Origin of the sequence: Aeromicrobium halocynthiae, assembly GCF_039531385.1 — a bacterium.
GTDB classification, from domain to species: Bacteria; Actinomycetota; Actinomycetes; order Propionibacteriales; family Nocardioidaceae; genus Aeromicrobium; species Aeromicrobium halocynthiae.
The window spans coordinates 232,644-254,012 of the sequence record NZ_BAAAPY010000002.1; the positions used below are offsets into that span (position 1 = coordinate 232,644).

24 protein-coding genes are annotated in these 21,369 nt (G+C 72.7%); 12 read left to right on the forward strand and 12 right to left on the reverse strand.

All coding sequences use genetic code 11. From position 1 onward, the window contains the following. The first annotated feature begins 11 nt into the window (after window positions 1-11). Both cobF and cobU read left to right on the forward strand, forming a co-directional pair. Window positions 12-782 carry a precorrin-6A synthase (deacetylating) gene (gene cobF / locus ABD213_RS05160; protein WP_344325353.1) on the forward strand — a complete coding sequence of 257 codons (771 nt, stop codon included), beginning with the start codon at window positions 12-14 and terminating at the stop codon, window positions 780-782. A 465-nt stretch (window positions 783-1,247) separates the two neighbouring features. Then, window positions 1,248-1,778 carry a bifunctional adenosylcobinamide kinase/adenosylcobinamide-phosphate guanylyltransferase gene (gene cobU, locus ABD213_RS05165; protein WP_344325356.1) on the forward strand — a complete coding sequence of 177 codons (531 nt, stop codon included), beginning with the start codon at window positions 1,248-1,250 and terminating at the stop codon, window positions 1,776-1,778. Window positions 1,779-1,793: 15 nt separating this feature from the next. Here cobU and ABD213_RS05170 read toward each other — a convergent pair whose 3' ends face one another. From ABD213_RS05170 to ABD213_RS05200, 7 genes are all read right to left on the reverse strand, one after another. After that, window positions 1,794-2,588 (reverse strand): adenosylcobinamide-GDP ribazoletransferase, encoded by a 795-nt coding sequence (locus ABD213_RS05170; RefSeq protein WP_344325359.1) that lies wholly within the window; start codon window positions 2,586-2,588, stop codon window positions 1,794-1,796. A 133-nt stretch (window positions 2,589-2,721) separates the two neighbouring features. Continuing rightward, the gene (locus ABD213_RS05175) at window positions 2,722-3,564 is read right to left on the reverse strand and encodes an SCO6745 family protein (RefSeq protein WP_344325362.1); all 843 of its coding nucleotides are present in this window, start codon (window positions 3,562-3,564) and stop codon (window positions 2,722-2,724) included. Between the two features lie 37 nt (window positions 3,565-3,601). Continuing rightward, the gene (locus ABD213_RS05180) at window positions 3,602-3,991 is read right to left on the reverse strand and encodes an FtsX-like permease family protein (protein WP_344325365.1); all 390 of its coding nucleotides are present in this window, start codon (window positions 3,989-3,991) and stop codon (window positions 3,602-3,604) included. Window positions 3,992-4,026: 35 nt separating this feature from the next. After that, window positions 4,027-4,686 (reverse strand): DUF2461 domain-containing protein, encoded by a 660-nt coding sequence (locus tag ABD213_RS05185; protein ID WP_344325369.1) that lies wholly within the window; start codon window positions 4,684-4,686, stop codon window positions 4,027-4,029. Between the two features lie 210 nt (window positions 4,687-4,896). Then, window positions 4,897-5,649 (reverse strand): hypothetical protein, encoded by a 753-nt coding sequence (locus tag ABD213_RS05190; protein ID WP_344325372.1) that lies wholly within the window; start codon window positions 5,647-5,649, stop codon window positions 4,897-4,899. Further along, window positions 5,646-6,605 carry an NADPH:quinone oxidoreductase family protein gene (locus tag ABD213_RS05195; protein WP_344325375.1) on the reverse strand — a complete coding sequence of 320 codons (960 nt, stop codon included), beginning with the start codon at window positions 6,603-6,605 and terminating at the stop codon, window positions 5,646-5,648. Before ABD213_RS05195 ends, ABD213_RS05190 begins: the two co-directional genes overlap by 4 nt. Before the next feature lie 61 nt (window positions 6,606-6,666). Then, the gene (locus ABD213_RS05200) at window positions 6,667-8,133 is read right to left on the reverse strand and encodes a flavin-containing monooxygenase (RefSeq protein ID WP_344325378.1); all 1,467 of its coding nucleotides are present in this window, start codon (window positions 8,131-8,133) and stop codon (window positions 6,667-6,669) included. Between the two features lie 71 nt (window positions 8,134-8,204). Here ABD213_RS05200 and ABD213_RS05205 point away from each other — a divergent pair, with 71 nt between their 5' ends. Continuing rightward, window positions 8,205-8,810, forward strand: coding sequence for a TetR/AcrR family transcriptional regulator (locus ABD213_RS05205; protein ID WP_344325578.1), 606 nt, complete (start codon window positions 8,205-8,207; stop codon window positions 8,808-8,810). Window positions 8,811-8,874: 64 nt separating this feature from the next. On the opposite strand, the gene ABD213_RS05210 is transcribed toward ABD213_RS05205, so the two are convergent. Beyond that, on the reverse strand, window positions 8,875-9,366 hold the full coding sequence (locus ABD213_RS05210; protein ID WP_344325381.1) for an inorganic diphosphatase: 492 nt from the start codon (window positions 9,364-9,366) through the stop codon (window positions 8,875-8,877). Window positions 9,367-9,416: 50 nt separating this feature from the next. Between ABD213_RS05210 and dacB the strand changes: the two genes are divergently transcribed. From dacB to ABD213_RS05235, 5 genes are all read left to right on the forward strand, one after another. Then, the gene (gene dacB, locus ABD213_RS05215) at window positions 9,417-10,823 is read left to right on the forward strand and encodes a D-alanyl-D-alanine carboxypeptidase/D-alanyl-D-alanine endopeptidase (protein ID WP_344325384.1); all 1,407 of its coding nucleotides are present in this window, start codon (window positions 9,417-9,419) and stop codon (window positions 10,821-10,823) included. Window positions 10,824-10,930: 107 nt separating this feature from the next. Then, the gene (locus tag ABD213_RS05220; RefSeq protein ID WP_344325387.1) at window positions 10,931-12,064 is read left to right on the forward strand and encodes a peptidoglycan-binding domain-containing protein; all 1,134 of its coding nucleotides are present in this window, start codon (window positions 10,931-10,933) and stop codon (window positions 12,062-12,064) included. Between the two features lie 80 nt (window positions 12,065-12,144). Further along, a complete protein-coding gene (locus ABD213_RS05225) occupies window positions 12,145-12,315 on the forward strand; it encodes a hypothetical protein (RefSeq protein ID WP_344325390.1) in 171 nt (56 codons plus the stop codon). Between the two features lie 3 nt (window positions 12,316-12,318). After that, window positions 12,319-13,569, forward strand: a complete 1,251-nt coding sequence (locus ABD213_RS05230) for a cupin domain-containing protein (protein WP_344325393.1) — start codon at window positions 12,319-12,321, stop codon at window positions 13,567-13,569. Further along, the gene (locus ABD213_RS05235; RefSeq protein WP_344325397.1) at window positions 13,570-14,487 is read left to right on the forward strand and encodes a ferredoxin family protein; all 918 of its coding nucleotides are present in this window, start codon (window positions 13,570-13,572) and stop codon (window positions 14,485-14,487) included. Here the strand turns inward: ABD213_RS05235 and ABD213_RS05240 are convergent. Further along, window positions 14,441-15,304: an SDR family oxidoreductase gene (locus ABD213_RS05240; protein ID WP_344325400.1), complete on the reverse strand. Its 864-nt coding sequence runs from the start codon at window positions 15,302-15,304 to the stop codon at window positions 14,441-14,443. The two genes, ABD213_RS05235 and ABD213_RS05240, sit on opposite strands and share 47 nt — an antisense overlap. Window positions 15,305-15,414: 110 nt before the next feature. Between ABD213_RS05240 and ABD213_RS05245 the strand changes: the two genes are divergently transcribed. Continuing rightward, window positions 15,415-16,230: an exonuclease domain-containing protein gene (locus ABD213_RS05245; protein ID WP_344325403.1), complete on the forward strand. Its 816-nt coding sequence runs from the start codon at window positions 15,415-15,417 to the stop codon at window positions 16,228-16,230. 16 nt (window positions 16,231-16,246) lie between these two features. On the opposite strand, the gene ABD213_RS05250 is transcribed toward ABD213_RS05245, so the two are convergent. From ABD213_RS05250 to ABD213_RS05260, 3 genes are read right to left on the reverse strand one after another with little or no spacing between them, the layout of a single operon-like run. Beyond that, window positions 16,247-17,089, reverse strand: a complete 843-nt coding sequence (locus ABD213_RS05250; protein WP_344325406.1) for an alpha/beta fold hydrolase — start codon at window positions 17,087-17,089, stop codon at window positions 16,247-16,249. A gap of 33 nt (window positions 17,090-17,122) precedes the next feature. Further along, window positions 17,123-17,881 (reverse strand): lysophospholipid acyltransferase family protein, encoded by a 759-nt coding sequence (locus ABD213_RS05255; RefSeq protein WP_344325409.1) that lies wholly within the window; start codon window positions 17,879-17,881, stop codon window positions 17,123-17,125. Next, complete coding sequence (locus tag ABD213_RS05260; protein WP_344325412.1) at window positions 17,878-18,549, reverse strand: lysoplasmalogenase family protein; 672 nt, start codon at window positions 18,547-18,549, stop codon at window positions 17,878-17,880. The genes ABD213_RS05255 and ABD213_RS05260 overlap by 4 nt, the downstream gene beginning before the upstream one ends. Window positions 18,550-18,633: 84 nt before the next feature. Between ABD213_RS05260 and ABD213_RS05265 the strand changes: the two genes are divergently transcribed. The 3 genes from ABD213_RS05265 (at window position 18,634) to ABD213_RS05275 (ending at window position 21,368) form a co-directional block, all read left to right on the forward strand. Beyond that, entirely contained in the window at window positions 18,634-19,770 is a 1,137-nt protein-coding gene (locus ABD213_RS05265; RefSeq protein ID WP_344325415.1) for an acyl-CoA dehydrogenase family protein, read from the forward strand. Window positions 19,771-19,780: 10 nt separating this feature from the next. After that, the gene (locus tag ABD213_RS05270) at window positions 19,781-20,536 is read left to right on the forward strand and encodes an SDR family NAD(P)-dependent oxidoreductase (RefSeq protein ID WP_344325418.1); all 756 of its coding nucleotides are present in this window, start codon (window positions 19,781-19,783) and stop codon (window positions 20,534-20,536) included. A 79-nt stretch (window positions 20,537-20,615) separates the two neighbouring features. Continuing rightward, on the forward strand, window positions 20,616-21,368 hold the full coding sequence (locus tag ABD213_RS05275) for an enoyl-CoA hydratase/isomerase family protein (RefSeq protein ID WP_344325421.1): 753 nt from the start codon (window positions 20,616-20,618) through the stop codon (window positions 21,366-21,368). The last annotated feature ends 1 nt before the right edge of the window (window position 21,369 follow it).

Consider the following 21,369-nt stretch of genomic DNA (forward strand, 5'->3'; position numbering starts at 1 on the left):
CGGGGGGAGGAGTGAGCGAGCGCCGGGTGCGCGTGGTCGGGATCGGGGCCGGGCATCCCGACCAGGTGACCGTCGAGGCGGTGTCCGCGATGCGGGCGGCGCGCTTCGCCCTCGTGGCGCGGAAGAGCGACGACGACCCGCTCGTCGAGGCGCGCCGGGCGCTCGTCGCGCGGCACGCACCCGACCTGCCGATCGTGACGGTCCGCGACCCCGAGCGCGACCGCCGGAAGGCGTCGACCGCCACTCGCGACGGGTATGAGCGGGTCGTCGCCGACTGGCACGATGCGCGCGCCGAGGCCTTCGAGGCCGAGCTGCTCGCCCGTGACGGCGACGCCGTGTTCCTCACGTGGGGCGACCCTGCCTTCTACGACTCCACGATCCGCATCGTCGAGCGGATCCTCGCGCGCGGCCGGGTGACGTTCGCGTGGGACGTCTTGCCCGGCATCTCGGCCCTGCAGCTGCTCGCCGCGCGTCACCGGATCGTGCTGCACGAGGTGGGCCAGCCGATCCTCGTCACCACCGAACGTCGCCTCGCCGACGCCGTCGCGGGCGGTGCCGACAACGTCCTCGTGATGCTCACCAGCGGTGTGGCCCTCGACGGCCTCGACGACTGGTACCTCTGGTGGGGTGCCGACCTCGGCACGCCCCACGAGCGGCTGGTGGCGGGTCGGGTCGGCGACGTCCGCGACGACGTCGAGGCGGCCCGCACCGACGTCAAGGCGCGAGCGGGTTGGGTGATGGACGTCTTCCTGCTCCGGCGAACCGCACCCGCCGCCTCCTGACGCAGGCTCGTTCGGCGCCGCGACGTCAGCGGCGGCCGGTCTCGTCGTCCTCCCCGTCCGGGCTCCACCCGTCGGCCCACGTGTCGGTGGCGTAGTCGTAACCGACGGGTCGCCGTTCTCGTCGGTGCGGCGGTACCAGTCGGTGTAGTCGTCGCCGTAGCGGTCGACGCCGTCGAGGACGGCGTTGCTCATGGCGGTGTGGGCGTACCGCTGGCGCAGGGCGAGCGGGTCGGTGCGCAGGTCGCGCCACCACGCGACGATGATCAGCAGCATCACCAGCGCGAACGGCACCGCCGTGACGATGACGAGCTGCTGCAGCCCCTCGAGCGTCCAGTCGACCGAGCGAGCGGCCGGCGCGGCGGACTCGGCCTGCCGACGGGACCGGGACGGGCGCTGCAGCGGGGTGTCCCGGGCCCCGCCGCGACGGTAGGATCCGGAGTCCGACGGCGGGAGCGGAGGTGGCCGGTGAAGGTCCTCGTGACGGGTGGCGTGCGCTCGGGCAAGTCGTTCCACGCGGAGTCCCTCGTCGTCGCCGAGGACGTCGTCACCTACGTCGCACCGGGTCCGCCGGCCGACCCGGACCTCGACCCGGAGTGGGCCGCGCGGGTCGCCGTCCACCAGGGCCGTCGACCGTCGCACTGGCGCACGCTCGAGACCACCGACCTCGCGGACGCGATCAAGCACGGCGAGGGCGCGGTGCTGATCGACTGTCTCGGCACGTGGCTGACCGCACAGGTCGACGAGCTCGACGGGTGGGACCAGGTGCGCGAGGACTGGGAGCCGGTCTTGATGGCGCGGGTCGACGACGCCGTCCGCGCGATGGCCCGCACCGAACGGACCGTGGTCGTGGTGACGAACGAGGTGGGGATGGGCGTCGTCCCCGAGCACCGGTCGGGCCGGATCTTCCGCGACCTGCTCGGCGTCGTCAACCAGCGGTTCGCGGTCGAGTGCGACGAGGTGCTGCTGGTGGTCGCCGGGCGCGTCCTCTCGCTCTGAGCCCGTCTTGACGGCCTACGTCGCCGAGAGCAGCAGAGCGGCGAGGGCGAGCTCGATGCTCGCGCCGAACACGTCACCGGTGACGCCACCGAGACGCTTCACCGCGCGCCGCACGACGATCGCGACGACGACCACCGCGACGACGGCACTGACGGGTCCGCGCCACCACGCCTCGCCGCCGACGACGAACATCGCCGACATCGCTGCGGTCAGCGCGACCCAGACGGCGACGGTCACGGCCGGGTGGACGGCACCGACGGACGCCGAACCGAGCCCGCCGGTGCGCGCTGCGGGCACCCCACGCAGGCACGTCAGCGTCAGGACCCCGCGGGAGACGATGACCATCAGCCCGGCCAACCACGGGCCGTGGTCGAGTCCGAGCAACGCGGTGATCGCGCCGACCTGCATCCCGAGGGTGAGCACGAGTGCCCCGGCACCGGCAGGGCCCACGTCGCCGGTCTTCATGACCGCGAGGGACCGCTCGGCGTCGTAGGAGGCGGTGAGGCCGTCGGCGGTGTCGGCGAGTCCGTCGAGGTGGAAGGCACGGCTGCCGAGGGCGAGCGCCCCCACGGCCGCGGCCGCGACGCCGATCGACGCAAGGCCGAGCTCGCGGCCGGCCAGGCAGACCAGTGCCACCAGCAGGCCGAGTGGGACGACGGCCAGCGGAGCGAGCACCATCGCCGGTCCGGACACCGCCCGGTCACCGCTGCGTGGCGGGCTCACGGGGATGACGGTGAGGGTGCCGACGGCGAAGCGCCACGAGTCGATCAGGGAGCGGTTCGTCGGGTCGGTCCCTGCACTGTCGGTCACACGGGTCAGTCTGCCGGGTGCCCGAGCGTCGCGAGCCACCGGCGGACGTCGCCCGGCGATCGCAAACGCACCAGTCGCAGGTGCGGGTGCTCGTCGAGGGCTGTCGGGACCGGAGGGAGTGGCTCGCGAGGGGTCAGGGGCGGGCGCTGCCGGTGGGGTTGGGGAACGCGACGACGCCGGAGCCCACGACGCTGCGCGCGGCGGCACGGACGGCGTCGCTCACGGAGACGGCGTGCGCGGTGGCCTCGCGGTCCATGAACGCGGCGCAGGCGCGGTCGGTGGCGTCCTCGATGCGCTCGCGCGCCTGCCGGCCCGCGTCGGTGGCGACGCCGTCGTCGTCGACCCAGCCGCGCCGGCGTAGGTCGTCGACGCCCGCCGCCCACGCGGCCTCGTCCCAGCCGCGCAGGGCCGGCTGCTCCGCCGGGGCCTTGCCGACGGCCACCTGCAGGGCGTTGGCGGCGGTGCCCCCGAGTCCGGCGGCGATGAGCACGGCGATGTGGCAGTCGCCGCGGAACTCTCGCACGACGGTGAGGTGGTGCCAGAACGCCTGCACCGGATCGTCGGGTGCGTCGAGCTCGCGCTGCGCGGCGGCGAGGGGCTTGCCGGCGACGTCGAGCCCGGCGGCGATCCCCGCGAGTCGGGTCGTCATCGCGTCGACGTCGTGGCCCTCGAGACCAGGACGCAGGGCGTCGGCGGCGACGGCGGCCCGCTCGGCGAGCAGTGCGTCGCGGTCGACCCGACCCCAGGCGTCGGGGATGGCTCGCTCGACGATCGACGGCGCGAAGCCGTGGAACGTCGCGGTGACGAGGTCGGCCGGCGGAGTGCCGAGCGAGGCGCTGCGTGAGGCGAAGTAGCCCATCCAGTAGCCCTTCAGCCCGAGCGCCTCGTAGCGCTGCTTGGCGTCGGGTGCGAAGTACACCACCGCGTGCAGGGTGTTGGTCGCGCGCCAGAAGGAGGTCAGTGTGGAGTCGCTCATGCGGCGAGTCTGCCGCACCTCGGGGCCGGGTCGAGGCTCAGTCGAGCGTCAGCCCCTGCGCCGGCGCGATGCCTGCGGCACGACGTGCTGGGAGCACGCACGCGGCGAGACCCGCGACGGCTGCGACGACGACGATCGTCGTCAGCTGCCCCCACGGCACGACGAGCCCGGCCGAGGGGAGCGTCGGCGCGATGACCGTCGCCAGCCCCAGCCAGCCGTACAGCACACCGATGCCGGTCCCCAGCAGCGCGGCGACCAGCGCCAGCAGCAACCCCTCGGCGGCGAGCACCCGTCGCAGCTGGCGGCGCGTGAGGCCGAGCGCCCGCAGCAGGGCGTGCTCGCGGCGTCGCTCCAGCACCGACAGGCCGACCGTGTTGGCCACGCCGAGCAGGCCGAGCACCTCACCGCCTCCGGGGTCGCCTCGCATGGGCCCGAACCTGTCCGGCCGGGTGGCGGTCGTCGTCAGCCCGCGGGCTGATTCGCGACGCCCTCGCGAACCGCCTCGACCACCCAGTCGACGAGCGGTCTGGCCTGCCGCCAGTCGGCTCGGACGCGCTCGAGCAGCTCGGCGGTGTGCACGTAGGGGGCGAAGCCGTGGTCCCTGGACAGGGCGAGGGAGCGGTGGCGCAGCAGGTCGATGCGTGGGTGGTCGGCGTCCCAGCCGCGCGGCGCGGTCTTGACGCGGTCGCCGCCGATCTCCCAGCCGGCCGACGCCAGGTCCGAGACGATGCGCTCGAGGCGCTGGCCCTGGTGGTCGTCGTCGACGGCCGTGCGGATGGCGGCCAGGTGGGGCGGCTCCGCCCGGTAGAAACCGGCTCCGGTGCGCACGCCCGGAGCGCCCACCTGGACGTAGAAGCCCGTCGACGGACCCGCGGACACGAACGCGCCCTGGTGGGTCTTGTACGGCGTCTTGTCCTTCGCGAAGCGGACGTCGCGGTACGGGCGGAACACCTTGGCCGGCCCGAACTCCTCCTCCAGCCCCGCGACGAGTGCCCGCATCGGAGCGGCCACCGAGGCGTCGTAGACGTGCCGGTGCTCCTCCCAGAAGGCCTTCGTGTTGTCGAGCTCGAGGTCGTCGTAGAAGTCGAGCGCCGCCTCGGGGAAGCCGTCGAAGCGTTCCATCGGACCAGCGTGGCACGGCCCACGGGAGATGGCCGACAGGGGTGCTCCCTCGAGAGCACCGGGTCCCATCTGTCTAGGTAAGCCTGTCCGGCTGGGACCGGCAGCGCGTCGTCGCCGAGCCCGACGTCCGCAACGAGCGTTCCCTGCGCCGGATGGAGCGCTCCTGGAGCGTCCCGACTGACCTGGCCGGTGGGTTGTGCGCGGACTCGTTCAGCCCACCGACCGCGGGATCTCGCGGGTGAGCAGGTTCGACAGCTCCTCGACGCCGACCTCCAGCAGGTGGGCGTCGGGGCCGAGCTCGCGGGAGCCGGTGACCGGGCCCTCCATCAGGACGCGGGCGGTGCCGTCGGTGACGTCGACGACCCGACCCGGCACGCCGTCCTGCACGACGAGCGCCACCCGCTCGTACGTCTCGCACTCCTCGAGCGGGACGGTCCGGCGCGAGACGCGCGTCTTGGTCCACTCGAACCCCTCGGGCGGGTCTTCGCCCTCGGCCGACCGCGCCACGAGGTGCAGCCCGTCGACGCCCGCCTCGAGCGCCGCGACGACGTCGAGGTCGCGCCACCGCGCCCGCAGCCCGACCTCGCTCGCCGGCCACACCGGGCCGCGCATGTTGCGCCACCCGAACGCCGGGGTGTCGTACCAGGAGATGAGGTGGCGGCTGCCGTCGGCCTCCATCCTCCAGTAGGACGTGCCTGACGGCGCCCGCGTGGGCGCGAGCACGCCGTCGCGGACGTCGAGCACGGGGAGGTCGTCCGGCAGCAGCAGGAAGTCGACGAACCGTCCGACGGCCGCGCCCGTCGCATCCGTCTGCGGATCCGGGTGGCCGAGCGCGGCGCGCGCGACGTCGGCGTCGGCGAACGTCGCCTCGGCCTCGGGCAGGACCCGTCCGGAGACGACGTCCCACCCCTGGAGCAGGATGCCGGTGGTCTGCGCCGGGGTCAGCAGCAGGAACCAGCTCACGGGACGAGCAGCACCTTGCCCGTGGCGCGGCGCTCGTCGATCGTGAGGAGCGCGTCGGTGACCTCCTCCATCGGGAACGTCGCCCCGATCGGCGGGGTGAGGGCGCCGGAGGCGACGTGCGGCTCGATGGCCGCCCACTCCTTGGCGAAGTGGCCGGGCCGCTTCATGGCGTAGGCACCCCAGCCGACACCGACGACGCTGATGTTGTTGAGCAGCAGGCGGTTGACCTTGACCTCGGGGATCTGGCCGGCGGTGAAGCCGATGACGAGCAGGCGACCGTCGTCCTTGAGGGCGCGCAGGGAGTCGGTGAACCGGTCGCCGCCGACCGGGTCGACGACGACGTCGACCTTGCCGGACTCCTTGACCGCGTCGAGGAAGCCGTCGGCGAGGACGAACTCGTCGGCACCGGCGTCGAGGGCGACGGCGCCCTTCTCGGCGGTGGAGGTGACGGCGACGACGCGACCGGCACCGAACGCCTTGGCGACCTGGATGGCGGAGGTGCCGATGCCGCCGGCGGCGCCGTGGACGAGGACGGTCTCGCCCTCGGCCATGCGCCCGCGCTCGACGAGGGCGAAGTAGGAGGTGAGGTAGTTGAACGGCAGTGCTGCACCGGCCTCGAAGGAGACGTCGTCGGGCAGACGGAACACGGTGCTGTGGTGAGCGACGGTGAGCTCGGCGAGTCCTCCGAGCAGCGGCAGCGCACAGACGCGGTCACCCTCGGCGAGACCGGACTCGGCCGGGGCGGAGACGACCTCGCCGGCGACCTCGGCACCGGGGACGAACGGCAGGTCGGGCTTGAGCTGGTAGAGCCCACGCGACTGCAGGACCTCCGGGAAGGCCACGCCGGCGGCCCTCACGCGGATGAGGACCTGGTCGTCGCCGGGGACGGGGTCGGGGACGTCGTGGACGTCGACGGCCTGGGGCCCGTCGAGGGAGGTGATCTGCACGGCACGCATGGCCCGACCCTAGGCCCGGGCCGCGCCGGTAAGCAAGCGCTTAGCGGAGACGGGGCCGGTCTCAGGCGGCCTTCTGCCAGGCGAAGTCGTCGGTCTCGACCTTGCGGGTCCGCCACCAGTAGCGGAACGTGAACCCGGGCCAGATGGTGCGGTTCTTGCCCTTGCTGTCGAGGTACCAGCTGGTGCAGCCGCCCTGGCTCCACACGCCCTTCTCGACCTTGGCCTGCAGCTCGTCGTTGAACTCGCGCTGAGCCTGCGGGGTGGGCTCGACGGCCTCCGCGCCGCGCTCGTCCATCACCTCGAGCATCCGGATGATCCACTTCGTCTGCTGCTCGATCATGAAGACGACGGAGTTGTGGCCGAGCGCGGTGTTCGGGCCGAGCATGAAGAAGAAGTTCGGGAAGTGCGTGACGGTGATGCCGAGGTAGGTCTCGATGCCCTCGGCGTCGAAGTGCTTGGACAGGTCACGACCACCCTTGCCGGTGACGTGCACCCACTCGAACGCGTCGGTCACGTGGAAGCCGGTGCCGTAGATGATCACGTCGGCCTCGCGGAACGTGCCGTCCTTGGCGCGGATGCCCTCGGGGGTCACCTCGGCGATCCCGTCGGTGACGAGCTCGACGTTGTCGCGGTTGTAGACCGGGATGTAGTTGTCGGTCTTGAGCACCCGCTTGCAGCCGAGGCGGTAGTCGGGGACGAGCTTCTCGGCGACGGCCGGGTCGTCGACGGTGCGCCGGATGTAGTCGGAGACGCGCTTCTCGACGAGCTTGGTGACGTTCTGCGCCGGGCCGGTGAAGCCGACCTGCTGCGCCTCGTTGAACCAGTAGAGCGCGTTGCGGTAGGCGCGGGTGGCGCCGGGAACCTTGCGCAGGACCGACGCCTTGCGGCCCTCGATGTCGTGGTTGTGCTTGGGCACGACCCAGGGCGCCGTCCGCTGGTAGACGTCGAGCTGGGCGACGTCGCCGACGATCTGGGGGATGAACTGGATGGCGCTGGCGCCGGTGCCGACGACCGCGACGCGCTTGCCGGTGAGGTCGACGTCGTGGTCCCACTGCGCGGAGTGGAACCGGGGGCCGGCGAACGACTCCGCGCCCTCGAGCGTCGGGATGTTGGGGATGTGCAGGCCGCCGATGCCGGAGACGAGGATGCGGGTCTCGTACGTCTCCTTGGAGGTGGTGACCGTCCAGCGGAGCGTGTGCTCGTCCCACGTGGCTCCCGTCATCTCGGTGCCGAAGTGGATGAGGTCGTACAGGCCGTGCTTGGCCGCGACCTTGCGCATGTAGTCGTGGATCTCCGGCTGCGCGGAGTACTCGCGGCTCCATCCCGGGTTGAGGTCCCAGGAGAAGGAGTACATGTGGCTCTGGATGTCGCACTCGGCGCCCGGATAGGTGTTGTCGCGCCAGGTGCCGCCGACGTCGTCGGCCTTCTCGATGACGACGACGTCGTTGCGGCCGGCCTCGCGGAGCTTCACGGCCATGCCGAGCCCGGAGAAGCCGCTGCCGACGATGAGGATGTCAGTGGAGATCACGTTCGGATACTATCGGTATGCGAATCGTGTGCCAAGGTGTCGTGACCCACGGAAGGGGGCCGCCAGTGAGCATGGAGTCCGAGCGTCTCACCCGCGCCGAACGCCAGGCCCGGACGCGCGAGCGCCTCATCGAGGTGGCCCGTGACCTCTTCCTGGACGTCGGGTACAACGCCACGTCGCTCGACAAGGTCGCCGTGGCGGCCGGGTTCTCCAAGGGCGCGGTCTACTCCAACTTCGCCGGCAAGGAAGAGCTCTGCATGGCGGTGCTCGACACCATCCACGAGGAGCAGATCGAGGGCGTCGTGGCCGCCTTCACCATCGACGCCGACATCGACGGCCGGATCGACGCCTTCGCGCAGTGGGCGCGCGAGAAGCTCGGCCACCCGCGCTGGACGGCGCTGGAGGTGGAGTTCGCGGCGATCGCGCGGACGAGCCCGTGGGTCGCCGAGGAGCTCGTCAAGCGCCACCGCATGCTCGTCGACGCCGCGGGCGTCCTGATCGAGAAGGTCACCACCGACGCCGGGATCGTGATCGACATCGAGGCGCGCAAGGCGGCCACGGCCCTGCTGAGCCTCGGCATCGGGCTCGGTGCCATGCGCTCGCTCGACCCCGAGCTCGACGTCGACGTCTTCGCCGAGACGATGCGAGCCCTCCTGCGCGGCACGTCGCGGTCCTGACGGTCGTCGCGTGGACGGGGAGTCGATCGTCCACGTCGACCCTGCAGATCCTCGGTCCCCGGGCTCAGTAGCCGCCGTTGTCCTTGAAGCGGTCGAAGCTGCGCTGGATCTCGGCCTCGGCCTCGGCGCGACCCGTCCACGTCGACCCCTCGACGGACTTGCCGGGCTCGAGGTCCTTGTAGACGGTGAAGAAGTGCTCGATCTCGAGCCGGTCGAACTCCGCGACGTGGTGGATGTCGCGCAGGTGCTCCTGTCGCGGATCGGTGGCAGGGACGCACAGGACCTTGTCGTCGCCACCGGCCTCGTCGGTCATGCGGAACATGCCGATGGCCCGGCACGTGATGACACAGCCGGGGAACGTGGGCGAGGGCAGGAGGACGAGCGCGTCGAGCGGGTCGCCGTCGAGCCCGAGGCTGTCGTCGATGAACCCGTAGTCGGCCGGGTACTGCGTGGAGGTGAAGAGGGTGCGGTCGAGGCGGATGCGGTGCGAGGAGTGGTCGACCTCGTACTTGTTGCGCTCGCCCTTCGGGATCTCCACGGTCACATCGAAAATCACGGGTTCGGGCCTTCCAGCTGTCGTCGACGGGTGCCCCTAGTCTGACCCATGTGAGTCAGAGCCGAGCACGGAGGTCCGGGCGCCGTGCCGCGGTCCTCCTCCTGGCCGCGGTGCTCCTGCTGGTGCTGGCAGGAGTGGGCACGGCCGCGGCGTGGACCACCGGCCGGCTCAACACCCTCGTGTGCGGCGGGCCCTGCGGTCCGGAGGCGGTGGCCGACCCGCTCGCCCTGGACCGGTCCGCGACCGTCAGCACGGTGCGACCCGACGAGCCCGTCGCGGGTGGACTGGACCCCGCAGCGGTGGCGGCCGCCGTCGACGGTCCGCTCGCTGCCGACGCCCTCGGGGGACGTGTCGCGATCTCCGTCGTCGACCCCGTCTCCGGCGAGGAGGTGCTGCGCACCGGACCCGACGCGCTGGTCCCGGCGTCGACGACCAAGGTGCTCACCGCCGCCGCAGCGCTCGCCGTCCTGGACCCCCAGCGACGGTTCGAGACCACCGTCGAGCGCGACGGCGACCGCGTGGTCCTCGTGGGGGGCGGCGATCCCTATCTGGCCCGGGAGCCGGAGGAGGACGACCGGATCGCGCGGGCCGACGTCCGGACCCTCGCCGAGCGCACCGCCGTCGCACTGCGCGAGGCCGGTGTCGGGCAGGTCTCCGTCGGGTACGACGCGTCGCTGTTCACCGGACCGGTCGGCAGCGCGGGCTGGGAGGAGTCCTACCTGCGCAACCAGGTCGTCACTCCCGTCACGGCCCTGTGGGTCGACCGCGGCATCCGTGACGGGCGTCGCACCTCCGACCCGGCTCGGGAGGCGGCAGGTGCGTTCGCCCAGGGCCTGCAGGCTGAGGGCATCGACCTCGTGGGACGGATCGCCGAGGTGAGCGCTCCGGGGACCACGCCCGTCGCGAGGGTCGAGGGGCCGACGGTCGCCCAAGCGGTGGAGGCGCTCACCGCGTCGAGCAGCAACGAGGCGAGCGAGGTGATGGCCCGCCACGTGGCGATCGCGGAGGGGGAGCCGGCGACCTTCGAGGGTGCGGCGAGGGCGATCGCGTCCGCCCTCTCCGCCGCCGACGTCCCGATCGACGGGCTGCGCCTGGACGACGGCAGCGGCCTGGCACGCTCCAACCGGATCGACCCGACGACGCTGTCGACCGTCCTCGCCCGTGCCGCCGGTGGCCGCGACTGGCCGCAGCTGCTCACCGGTCTGCCGATCGGCGGCTTCACCGGCACCCTCGATGACCGGTTCGAGGACTCGGCGGCCGCCGGTGCGGGTGTGGTCCGCGCCAAGACCGGCACGCTCACCGGGGTCCACTCGCTCGCCGGGTACACGCTCGACGCCCGCGGCGTCCCCGTCGTCTTCGCGGTGCTCGCCGATGACACCGAGGGGATCAACCCGTTCGAGACCCAGGCCGCCCTCGACCGGGTCGCCGCCGCCCTGGCGTCGTGCACCTGCGGGTAGGTCAGAAGTACGACGGTGTAGTTCGATCATTCCCGTGGCGGGTGTGACGCGTGGGACTCACACTGGGTCTGGCCGCAGGGAGAGCGGCCCGTTTCCAAGGGAGAACCATGCGCAGGATCGTCGCTGTCGCCGTTGCCGTCGTCGTCTGCTCGGCGACCTTCACGGCACCGAGCCAGGCCGCCCCACCCCGTCCGACCCCGTTCCCGTCGAAGCCCACGGGTCTGCCGGTGCCGGGGTCGATGGGTGCCCTCGACCCCGTCCCGACGTACACGCCGCAGAACGCCTGCCAGCCGGGGACGCCGAAGGGGGTTGCCGACCTGCGCGCCCTCGTCATGAAGACCTACGGCGTCGGCGGGATCGGCAACACCGCGCGCACCTGCGCCGAGGGGACGTCCGAGCACTCCGACGGGCGCGCCTGGGACTGGATGGTCGACGTGAACAAGCCGAAGGAGCGTGCCGCGGCCGCGGACTTCCTCGCGTGGCTGACCCGCAACGACGGCGAGATGGCTCGACGCCTCGGCATCATGTACGTCATCTACAACAAGATGATCTGGGCGTCCTACCGCTCGAAGGACGGGTGGCGACCCAGCTCGGGCCACGCCGACCACATCCACATCTCGTTCTCCTGGAACGGCGCCCGCGGCAACACCTCGTGGTGGAAGGGCGCACCGCAGCCGGTCGACTACGGGCCGTGCCAGCGCTTCGCGAACCAGCCGTCGGCGGTCGACACCAGGGTCAACCGCACCCGGTGCCCGGCGGTGAGCCCGCTGATGAAGAGCACGACGATGCCGACGCTCGAGTACGGCCATCGCCACTCGGCCGTCGCCACGGCCCAGCGATTGCTCGGGCGTGCCGAGACGGGAACCTTCGACCTCGGGCTCCGGTCGGCGCTCATCACCTGGCAGCGCGCCAACAACCTGCCCAAGACCGGGGCGCTGGACCAGCCGACGTGGGCGATCCTGAGGACGTCGACGGTGCGCACGAACGTCGCCAAGGAGTACACCCCGGCGTCGGCGCGCGCGTTCGGGGCGAAGAACTACGCCGGACTGTCGATGAGGAGCCTCGACACCGGCCGGCACGTGCTCGTGCTCCAGCGTGCGCTGGGCCTGCCGCTGAAGCAGGTGACGGGCTACTTCGGGGCGCCGACGACCGCCGCCGTCAAGGCCAGGCAGAAGCAGCTCGGACGACCGGCCACGGGCGTCTGGACCGGCGCCGACTGGCGGGCGCTCGTCGGTTCCTGATCCGACTTGCGAGCCGTCCTCGCGGTGCCAGGCTGGACAGAGCGGCCGACCCACGGTCGCGGACGACCGAGGAGGACCACATGAGCGAGACGACTCCCGAAGGACCCGCCGACGGCGGAGCCGAGGGCACGCCGGGCGTGCAGGACGGTGGCGCCGACGGTGGTGCCGAGGGTCCCGCCGACGGTGGTGCCGAGGGTACGCCGGGCGTGCAGGACGGCGGCGCCGACGGTGGCGCGGACGGTTCCGTCTGAGCCGTGACGCTCTCAGCCGTTCCTCGTGCCACCGGTCCCGACGACACGCTCGTCGGGGCCGGTGGCACGGCGCTGTCCCGGCTCGTCGCCGACCCCGACCGCTTCGCACGGGAGGACTTCGGACGACGGGCGGTCCTGACGCCCGCCGGCGACCTCCCAGGCGGCTTCTCCGACCTCTTCGGGGAGGCGGCGGTCGACGAGCTGATCGCCGGTCGGGGACTGCGCACGCCGTTCCTGCGCGTGGCGAAGGACGGCAGCACCCTCCCTGCCTCGGCGTTCACCTCCGGAGGGGGTGTGGGGGCAGGCATCGCCGACCAGCTGGACGACACCCGGCTGACCCAGCTCTTCGCCTCGGGGGCGACGCTCGTGCTCCAGGCGCTGCACCGCACGTGGGCGCCCGTCGGCTCGTTCGCCGGCGACCTCGCCGCGGAGCTGGGCCACCCCGTCCAGGTCAACGCCTACGTCACCCCGCCGCAGTCGCGCGGGTTCGACGACCACTACGACGTGCACGACGTGTTCGTCCTGCAGATCTCCGGCGAGAAGCGCTGGCGCATCCACGAGCCGGTCCATCCGTCGCCGCTGCGCGACCAGCCGTGGACGGACCGGCGCGACGACGTCGCGGCCGCGGCGCGCACCGAGCCGACGATCGACGAGGTGCTGCGCCCGGGCGACTGCCTGTACCTCCCGCGCGGCTACCTGCACGCCGCCACGGCCCTGGGTGACGTCAGCACCCACCTGACCTTCGGCGTCCACACCTGGACCCGCCGCCAGCTGGCACGCGATCTGCTCGAGGTCGCGCTCGCCGACCTGGCGGCGGACGAGCAGGTCCGAGCCTCGTTGCCGTTCGGCGTCGACGTCGCCGACGAGGCGGACCTCGGTGCCGACCTCGCACTGGTGCGCGAGCGGCTGCACGCAGCGATCGACGCGGTGGACGACGCGACCATCGCCGCGCGGATGTCGCCGCGGGTGGACGCCTCGGCGCGCGCGAGCGGTGTCGGCCCCCTCGCCCAGCTCCGGGCCGCCCAGGACGTCGGGGGAGCATCGTCTCGCCTCGAGCTCCGCGAGCACCTGCGTGCGCGGATCGAGGGCTCGAGGCTCGTGACGCGTGCCGGCGCCGTCGACCTCGACGAGCACTCGGTCGAGCCCGTGCGCGTGCTGCTGGAGACGGGCGTCCTGTCCATCCCCGCCGCCGACGAGCGCTTCGCCGACCTCGCTCGGGAGCTCCTCGCCGCGGGCGTCGTCCGGTCGGTCTGAGTGGGCGACGCGTCCGCGCCTCTGTGCGCCGAGTCCGCCCGCGACCGGGGTGACCCGATCGTCGGCACCGCGCTGCACCTGAGCCGGCTGCTGCTCATCGAGCACCCCGGCCCGTGGCCCTTCCACGCGCTGGAGTCCGAGGGCGTCGTCGACGTCGTGCCGGCGCTGGTCGAGGCCACACGAGCGGCGGAGGGTCGGACCTTCCTGATCCGGCGGACGGGACGGCGCGAGCCGACGGAGCGTCGCGCCTGGGCCGTGGTCGACGTCGACGCCGGACGGATCCGCTGGGGGACCTGGACCGAGCCGTCCGACCTCGTCGCCACGGCCGTGCCGACCCTTGCCGCCTCGAGCGAGGACTGGACGAGCGAGCCGGCCTTCCTCGTGTGCGCCCACGGGCGGCACGACACGTGCTGCGCCGTGCGGGGGCGGCCCGTCGCGGCGGCCCTCGCCGAGCGGTGGCCCGACGCGACGTGGGAGAGCAGCCACGTCGGTGGCGACCGCTTCGCGCCGAACGTGGTCATCGTGCCCGACGGCACCTACTACGGCGCTCTGGAGGAGGAGTCGGTCGTCGACGTCATCGGCGACCACCTCGCCGGCCGGGTCCGCGCCGAGTACGTGCGAGGCTCCAGCGCGCTGCCGCCTGTCGCCCAGGCCGTCGCCGTCGCCGGGCTTCGGCGGTGGGGTCCCGCTGCGCCGCGCTCGGTCATCGGGCACGACTGCCGGCAGCTGGACGACCGGACCTGGCAGGTGCGACTGACCGCGACCGTCCCGCTGCCGGCCGTGTTCGAGGCGACCGTCTCGGCCGTCGCCGCACCCGCCGCCGTGCTCACCTGTCGCGCACCGAGGGCCACGTCGGCCAGACGCTTCGAGGTCAGCGCGCTGCGGGCGGTCGAAGCACCTTCTGCACCCGTCGGTTGAGCAGACGCATCGCGGCGTCGTAGAGCGGTGGAGCGTAGCGCTGCGCCAGGTGGCCGGCGGCGATGTCACGCGACGTGAGCACCAGGTAGCGACCCCGTCGCATGCCGCGCACGATGCACGCGGCGACGTGCTCAGGACTCACCGCGTGCCGCTCGAACCGCTCGACGAGCGAGGCGACGTCGGGTCGGTCGCGGTCGACGCCGACGATGTCGACGGTGCCGACCAGGGGCGTGCGGACCGCACCCGGACACACGAGCGTGACGCCGATCCGGTGCTGCTCGAGGTCGAACCGCAGCACCTCGCTCACGCCGCGCAGCCCGAACTTCGCCGCGCTGTACGGGGCGTGCAGGGGAAGTCCCAGGAGGCCGGCGGCCGACGAGACGTTGACGACGTGGCCGCCGTCGCCGGCCTCGATCATCGACGGGACGAACGCCGAGAGCACGTGGATCGGACCCATGAGGTCGACGTCGACGGTGCGCTGCCAGTGCTCGGGGGAGAGGTCCTCGAGGCGTCCCCACGTCGAGATCCCAGCGACGTTCGCGACCACGCCGACGGGTCCGACCCGCTCGTGCACGGCGGCTGCGAACGCGTCGACGGCGGCACGGTCGGCGACGTCGAGGGCTGCGTGGTGCGCGACGTCGCCACCGGCGTCCCGGAGCTCGGCGACGGCCCGATCCAGGCCCTCGGCCGCCACGTCGGTGAGGACGAGCCGCGAGCCCTCGGCGGCGAGCGACCTCGCGAGTGCCAGGCCGATGCCGCTCGCGGCACCCGTCACGAGCACGGTGCGGCCGGTCGGGTCGGTGCGGATGCGGGACATGAGCCTCCTCGGGTCCACCGAACCTACCAGCGGTCGTCGGTCGGCAGGCGTGTCGATGCGGTCGTGTGTCGGTCCTCGGCTCTAGGGTCGACGCAGGTTCAGGAGGTGCCGTGAGGCCCAACAGGTTCGACGGTCTGTGCGCGACGTGCGAGGAGCACGTGCTTGCCGGTGACGGTGCGTTGACCGGTCGCCCCGGCCGCTGGCGCACCTGGTGCCTCGCCTGCTCGCCGCGACCGCCCGCGCGGGGGGCTCACAGCGGCTGGCACCACGGCCCGCTCGCGGCGCTCGACTTCGAGACCACCGGCGTGGACCCCTTCGTCGACCGCGTCGTCTCCTACGCGCTGCTCGACGAGCCGGGCTTCGAGATCACCGGGCTCGTGAACCCCGGCGTGCCGATCCCGCCGGGCGCCGGTGCGGTGCACGGCATCACCGACGTCATGGTGGCGGGCGCCCCGGCCGCACCCGAGGCGATCGGGGTCGTCCTCGACTGGGTCGGCACGCTCGTCGAGCGTCGGGTGCCGCTCGTGGTCTTCAACGCCGGCTACGACCTCACGATGCTGCGCACCGAGGCCCGTCGCCACCACCTCGACGAGCCCGACTGGGAGCGTCTGCTGGTGGTCGACCCGCTCGTCCTCGACTGGGGCATCGAGGCCGGGGAGCTCGGTGCGCGCCGTCTCGGCGACGTGGCCGCCTACTACGGCGTCCCGCTGGAGGGGGCGCACGACGCCGCCGTCGACGCTCGTGCGGCGCGTGCGGTGGCGATCGAGCAGGCGGCGTGCCACGTCCACGTCGGCTCGGCCGACCTCGACGCGCTCATGGGACGGCAGCGCGAGTGGTACGCCCACCGCGCCGAGGACTGGAACGCCTACGCCCGTCGCGCGGGACGAGACCTGGACGACCCCGCCGGGTGGCCCCTGGCCGGCTGAGTCCTTCGGCCGAGCGTCAGCCGGCGGAGGCGATCCGCGCACGGACGGCCTCGACCACGGCGTGGGGTGCCTGCTCGGGGATCCAGTGCGTGACGCCCTCGAGCACGACGTAGCGGTAGTCGGCGTCGACGTGGTCGCCGCAGGCGTCCGCGCCGGCCCGCCCGATCGCGGAGTCACGGTCGCTCCACACGAACGTGGTCGGCACGCGGACCGGGGGCAGGTCACCGAGCGCCGGGGTCATCGCGCCGTACCAGTGCAGGGCCGCGCGCATCGCACCCGGCTCGCTCAGGTGCCGCACGTACGTCTCGACCTGCTCCTCGGGCACGGCACCGTCGTACATGGCGCGCAGGCGCGCGGCCTCGTCCTCGAGAAGGAGGTCGGCGGCCCGGTCCTGTCGGAACAGCCCGATGTACGAGGCTCGCTGCTGGGCGTCGGAGTCCTCGCGCAGAGCCCGGTTGTAGGCCGCGAGGTGCGGGACGGAGAACGCGGTCAGGGAGTGCAGACGCTCGGGGTGGTGAGCGGCGAGCACCCACGCCACGGAGGCCCCCCAGTCGTGACCGACGAGGTGGAACCGGTCCACGCCGAGGGCGTCGGCGATCGCGAGGACGTCGTCCACGAGATGCTCGACGGCGTAGGCCTCCACGCCGTCGGGACGTGCACCCGGTGAGTAGCCGCGCTGGTCCGGCGCGATGACTCGGTGTCCGTCGTCGACCAGCGCGGGGACGACCTCGCCCCACGTGGCGGACGTCTCGGGGAAGCCGTGCAGGAGCACGACGGGCACCCCGTCGTCAGGGCCGGCCACGCGGACGTCGAAGGTCAGGGCGTTGGCATCGACGCGGTGGACGGACGGCAGGGTCATCGGACGGTCTCCTCGGGAGCGGGACGGGCGTTCTCAGTCGGTCGGTGCCCCGATGCGACGCAGCGCCTCGCGATCGAGCGCGTCACCGGTGGCGACGTCGGGTGCGGTCCCACCGCGGTCGGCGGGGACCCACCACAGGTCGGCGTCGTCGCGTGGCTGGTCGGGATAGCTGTCGACCGCCTCGTCCAGGAGTCGCTCCATGGCCGTGCGCAAGCGAGCGGTGAGGGTGACGGAACTGTCCTCGGGTGTGGGGACGATGGGATCGCCGACGAGCACGGTCACCGCGACGCCCCGGCGCAGGCTGGGCCGGCGATCGACGGTCGCGACCCGGTGCCCACCCCACAGGATGCACGGGACGAGGGGGACGTCGGCGGCCTGCGCCAGGGCGGCGGCTCCTGGCTTGAGCCGCTTGATCCGGAACGACCGGCTGATCGTCGCCTCGGGGAAGACTCCCATGAGCTCGCCGCCGCCCAAGGCACGGCGTGCCTGGCGGAACGCGCTCGCGCCGCTGTGACGGTCGACCGGGACGTGGCGCATGGAGCGCATGAGCCAGCCGACGACGGGCAGCTCGAAGACCGAGGCCTTGCTCATGAACCGCACCAGCCGTCCACGCTCGCGCGCTGCGTACCCGACGAGCGCGAAGTCCAGGTAGCTCGTGTGGTTGATGGCCAGGACCGCTCCGCCGGTGGTGGGCAGGTGGTGCTCGCCGTGGACGCGGATGCGCAGCCCGAGCAGGGCGAACACGCCGGCGAAGCACCGCACCACCGTGCGGTAGACGACGTCCCCCCTCACGCCGCACTGCTCCTCGCCGCAGCGGTGTGGTCCCCACGGTCGGGGTCGGGCTGGCGGCGCAGCAGGCCGGCGGTGATGAGGGCGATGGCCGCGGCGTAGAGGACCATGATCGCCAGCCGGGTCGCTGCGGCGTCCGGAGGGATCTGCTCGGTGACGCCGAGGATGATGATGGCGTCGGAGACGAGGAACGCCAGGCCACCGGCACCGGTGACACGACCGATCGCGGCCGAGGTCGCTGCGGTGGCGACGAGCAGGGCGGCGTAGAAGGGGACGGGCACCACGAGGTCTGCCGGCAGGTCGGTCCAGATCCATGCGACGAGGAGGCCGCCGGCCACGACGTAGGCGATCGCGAGCCAGGGTGCCGCTCGCAGTCGGCGTGCCGCGCCGAGCCGCACGAGGTGCGTGACGAGGATGACGTGGGCGATCGCGAACGCCGCCATGCCCGCGACGAACCACCCGTCGATCTCCAGGAAGAGGTCGCCGAGCAGGCAGAACGTCAGGAAGGCGACGAGGGCGCGCGGACCGTCGGCGCTCGCGGTCCAGCCGATGAGCACGGGTGCCAGCAGGCACTTGGTGACGCTGTCCCACGGGGAGAGGTCGAGCCCGAGCAGCACGAGGTGGACGGTGGTCACGGCTGCGAAGGCCCAGACCCATGGCGAGGCGCGCATGTGCTGACGGTAGCGGGTCCGACGACCAGTACTGTAGGAGTAGTTCTGGTACCCAAGACCGTCGAGACCCACCGAGGAGCGCGCGTGACCGTCGACCGTCTGATGCCCACCGAGGAGGCGGCTGACCTCCTCGAGCTCACGAGGACGATCGTCGAGGCCGAGCTCAGGCCGCGAGTCGACGAGGCGGAGGCCACCGCGGCCTTCCCGCGCGAGGTCTTCGCGACCCTGGGTCGAGCGGGTCTGCTCGGTCTGCCCTACCCGGAGGAGGTCGGTGGCGGCGGCCAGCCCTACGAGGTCTACCTCCAGGTGGTGGAGGAGATCGCTCGCGTCTGGGCGAGCGTCGGCGTCGGCGTGAGCGTGCACGCCCTCAGCTGCTTCGGGCTGTTCACCCGCGGCACACCGCAACAGCAGCAGTGGCTGCCCGACATGCTCGGCGGCGCCCAGCTCGGCGCCTACTGCCTCTCCGAGGCGCACGCCGGCTCCGACCCCGCCGCCATGCGCACCCGGGCCGTCCGCGAGGGGGACGAGTACGTCATCAAGGGCGCCAAGGCGTGGACCACCCACGGTGGACAGGCCGACTTCTACAAGGTCATGGCTCGCACCAGCGACGACGGCGCTGCCGGCATCAGCTGCTTCCTCGTGCCTGCCGACACGCCCGGCCTGAGTGCCGACCACCCCGAGCAGAAGATGGGCCTGATGGGCTCGACGACGGCCACGATGCTCTTCGACGACGTGCGCGTGCCGGTCGAGCGACGCCTCGGCGAGGAGGGCGAGGGCCTGTCCATCGCGCTCGCCGGGCTCGACGCGGGCCGTCTCGGTATCGCCGCCGTGGCCGTCGGCGTCGCGCAGGGCGCCCTCGAGGCGGCCGTCGCCTACGCCAAGGAGCGCGAGGCGTTCGGCCGTGCCGTCATCGACCATCAGGGACTCGGCTTCCTGCTGGCCGACATGGCCGCTGCCGTCGACTCCGCCCGCGCCACCTACCTGCACGCCGCACGCCTCAAGGACGCCGGCAGGCCCTATGGTCGAGCTGCGTCGGTGGCCAAGCTCGTCGCCACCGACAACGCCATGAAGGTCACCACCGACGCCGTCCAGGTGCTCGGCGGTGCCGGCTACACCAAGGACTTCCCGGTCGAGCGCTACATGCGCGAGACGAAGGTGATGCAGATCTTCGAGGGAACCAACCAGATCCAACGTCTCGTCATCAGCCGCCACCTCAGGTAGGAGTCACCCCATGCAGCTCACGGACACCTCGGCCCTCGTCACGGGCGGAGCCTCCGGGCTCGGCGCCGCGACGGCGCGGGCCCTCGCCGACGGCGGTGCGCAGGTCGTCGCCGTCGACCTCGGGTCTGCCATCGCCGACGCACCCCCGGTCGACGGCGTCAGCTACGTCGCCGCCGACGTCACCGACGAGCAGGAGGTGCGTCACGCCGTCGGCGTGGCCGCCGACCTCGCCCCGCTGCGCACCGTGGTCAGCTGTGCCGGCATCGGACCGTCGGCCCGCGTCCTCGGCCGCAGGGGCGTCCACGACCTCGGCCTGTTCGCCAAGGTCGTGCAGGTCAATCTCGTCGGCACGTTCACCGTGATGGCGCTGGCGTCGGAGGCGATCGCGCAGACCGCGCCTGACGAGCACGGGCAGCGCGGAGTCGTCGTCAACACCGCCTCGATCGCGGCCTTCGACGGACAGATCGGGCAGGTGGCCTACTCCTCGTCCAAGGGCGGCGTCGTGGGGATGATGCTGCCGGCCGCGCGTGACCTCGCGCAGCACGGCATCCGGGTCAACACGATCGCCCCCGGCATCGTCGACACCCCGATGCTGGCGACGGTCGGCGAGGAGGTTCGCGCCGGGCTGGCGGCGGGCATCCCGTTCCCGCAGCGCCTCGCGCGCCCGGAGGAGTTCGCCCGGCTGGTCACGATGATCGTCGAGCACGACTACCTCAACGCCGAGGTCATCCGGATGGACGGCGCGTTGCGGATGGCTCCCCGATGAGCGAGCGTGAGCGAGTGAACACACGACACCTCGACGCGTCCTCCGTGTACGTTGCGCACTTCTCGACGGCGGTGACGCGATGAGCATCCGGCTGGACGTCACCGACGGCGTCGCGCACCTGGTCTTCGATCGCCCCGAGGCGTCCAACGCCCTCGACCTCGCCGCGGGGGAGGAGTTCGAGCGGGCGCTGCAGCAGGTCGGCGACGACGACTCCGCCCGGGTGCTGCTGGTCAGCGGCAACGGACGGATGTTCAGCAGCGGCGGCGACCTCGCGGCGATGGCCGCAGCGGAGGACCGTCCCGCGTTCGTGCGGGAGCTCGCCGAGGCGGCGCACCGCGGGGTGCGGCTGCTCGACGCGCTCGAGAAGCCCGTCGTCGTGGCCGTGCACGGTGCGGCTGCGGGCATCGGCCTGTCGTTCTGCCTCTCGGCCGACCTCGTCGTCGCGGCCCGGTCGGCGCGTTTCGTCACCGCGTACACGTCGGTGGGGCTCACCCCCGATGGCGGTCAGTCGTGGCTGCTGCCGCGGGCCGTGGGTCTGCAGCGGGCGCTGGAGCTGACGCTCACGCCGCGTCGCCTGACCGCCGAGCAGGCGCAGGACTGGGGCATCGTGACGCGCGTCGTCGACGACGGCGAGCACCTCGAGCAGGCTCGAGCGCTGGCCGAGCAGCTGGCCGCCGGCCCGGCCGAGGCGTTCGGGCGGGCCCGTCGCCTGCTCCGCAGCGCCTGGGACCGGTCCTTCGACGAGCAGCTCGACGCGGAGGCCGTCTCGATCTCGGAGTCCTCGGGCACCCAGGCCTCCCGCGACCTGATCGACGGCTTCCTGAAGCGCTGAT

What these genes read in the sequence shown, in the direction of transcription:
- ABD213_RS05220 (WP_344325387.1), top strand. Translation starts at nt 10,931, where the DNA reads ATGCGCAGGATCGTCGCTGTCGCCGTTGCCGTCGTCGTCTGCTCGGCG.
- ABD213_RS05185 (WP_344325369.1), bottom strand. Translation starts at nt 4,686, where the DNA reads ATGGAACGCTTCGACGGCTTCCCCGAGGCGGCGCTCGACTTCTACGAC.
- ABD213_RS05275 (WP_344325421.1), top strand. Translation starts at nt 20,616, where the DNA reads ATGAGCATCCGGCTGGACGTCACCGACGGCGTCGCGCACCTGGTCTTC.
- ABD213_RS05270 (WP_344325418.1), top strand. Translation starts at nt 19,781, where the DNA reads ATGCAGCTCACGGACACCTCGGCCCTCGTCACGGGCGGAGCCTCCGGG.
- ABD213_RS05260 (WP_344325412.1), bottom strand. Translation starts at nt 18,549, where the DNA reads ATGCGCGCCTCGCCATGGGTCTGGGCCTTCGCAGCCGTGACCACCGTC.
- ABD213_RS05205 (WP_344325578.1), top strand. Translation starts at nt 8,205, where the DNA reads ATGGAGTCCGAGCGTCTCACCCGCGCCGAACGCCAGGCCCGGACGCGC.
- ABD213_RS05250 (WP_344325406.1), bottom strand. Translation starts at nt 17,089, where the DNA reads ATGACCCTGCCGTCCGTCCACCGCGTCGATGCCAACGCCCTGACCTTC.
- ABD213_RS05225 (WP_344325390.1), top strand. Translation starts at nt 12,145, where the DNA reads ATGAGCGAGACGACTCCCGAAGGACCCGCCGACGGCGGAGCCGAGGGC.
- ABD213_RS05175 (WP_344325362.1), bottom strand. Translation starts at nt 3,564, where the DNA reads ATGAGCGACTCCACACTGACCTCCTTCTGGCGCGCGACCAACACCCTG.
- ABD213_RS05195 (WP_344325375.1), bottom strand. Translation starts at nt 6,605, where the DNA reads ATGCGTGCCGTGCAGATCACCTCCCTCGACGGGCCCCAGGCCGTCGAC.
- ABD213_RS05240 (WP_344325400.1), bottom strand. Translation starts at nt 15,304, where the DNA reads ATGTCCCGCATCCGCACCGACCCGACCGGCCGCACCGTGCTCGTGACG.
- ABD213_RS05180 (WP_344325365.1), bottom strand. Translation starts at nt 3,991, where the DNA reads ATGCGAGGCGACCCCGGAGGCGGTGAGGTGCTCGGCCTGCTCGGCGTG.